Annotated in this window: 1 protein-coding gene; it reads left to right on the top strand. The window is 46.6% G+C overall.

All coding sequences use genetic code 11. From position 1 onward, the window contains the following. Positions 1 to 1,160: hypothetical protein (locus tag AC1DFM_RS34610; protein ID WP_477081354.1), on the top strand; the 1,160-nt coding region annotated here is incomplete at both ends.

Below are 1,160 nucleotides of genomic sequence, written 5' to 3'. Positions count from 1 at the left end.
GTAACAGAGTAACCTTTATCTGGTGGGTAACCAACGGCGTCTGTGATTCAACCAGTGCAGCCGTTTCTGTTGTAAACTATCCTAAACCAGTGGTTGCCAAAGTTGATAGTGTGGCAGCWCAGTGTAATAATGCTACKTTCACTATTAAAGGAAATGATCCTACTACTACCTTCGGTGGTAAAGGTGTYTGGAGATTTACKCCTACTCCGGGTGTAACCATCACCGATAGTACCAAGGCGACTACCACAGTAACYGTTCCTGCYGGTAACAGAGTAACCTTTATCTGGTGGGTAACCAACGGCGTCTGCGATTCGACCAGTGCRGCCGTTTCTGTTGTAAACTATCCTAAACCRGTGGTTGCCAAAGTTGATAGTGTGGCAGCACAGTGTAATAATGCTACTTTCACYATTAAAGGAAATGATCCTACTACTACCTTCGGTGGTAAAGGTGTCTGGAGATTTACGCCTACTCCGGGTGTAACCATCACCGATAGTACCAAGGCGACTACCACCGTAAATGTTCCCGCTGGTAACAGAGTAACCTTTATCTGGTGGGTGACCAACGGCGTCTGTGATTCGACCAGTGCAGCCGTTTCTGTGGTGAACTACCCTTCTACGGTGACAGCCAAAGTTGATAGTGTGGCAGCACAGTGTAATAATGCTACGTTCACYATTAAAGGAAATGATCCTACTACTACCTTCGGTGGTAAAGGTGTTTGGAGATTTACTCCTACTCCGGGTGTAACCATCACTGATAGTACCAAGGCGACTACCACAGTAACTGTTCCTGCTGGTAACAGAGTAACCTTTATCTGGTGGGTAACCAACGGCGTCTGTGATTCAACCAGTGCAGCCGTTTCTGTTGTAAACTATCCTAAACCGGTGGTTGCCAAAGTTGATAGTGTGGCRGCWCAGTGTAATAATGCTACGTTCACTATTAAAGGAAATGATCCTACTACTACCTTCGGTGGTAAAGGTGTTTGGAGATTTACTCCTACTCCGGGTGTAACCATCACCGATAGCACGAAAGCAACGACCACCGTAACTGTTCCTGCTGGTAACAGAGTAACCTTTATCTGGTGGGTAACCAACGGCGTCTGTGATTCGACCAGTGCAGCCGTTTCTGTTGTAAACTATCCTAAACCGGTGGTTGCCAAAGTT

It is taken from the genome of Chitinophaga sp. 05T412, assembly GCF_056396465.1.
Note: the sequence above shows the minus strand (reverse complement) of the source record. Positions and strands in the feature narration are given on the sequence as shown.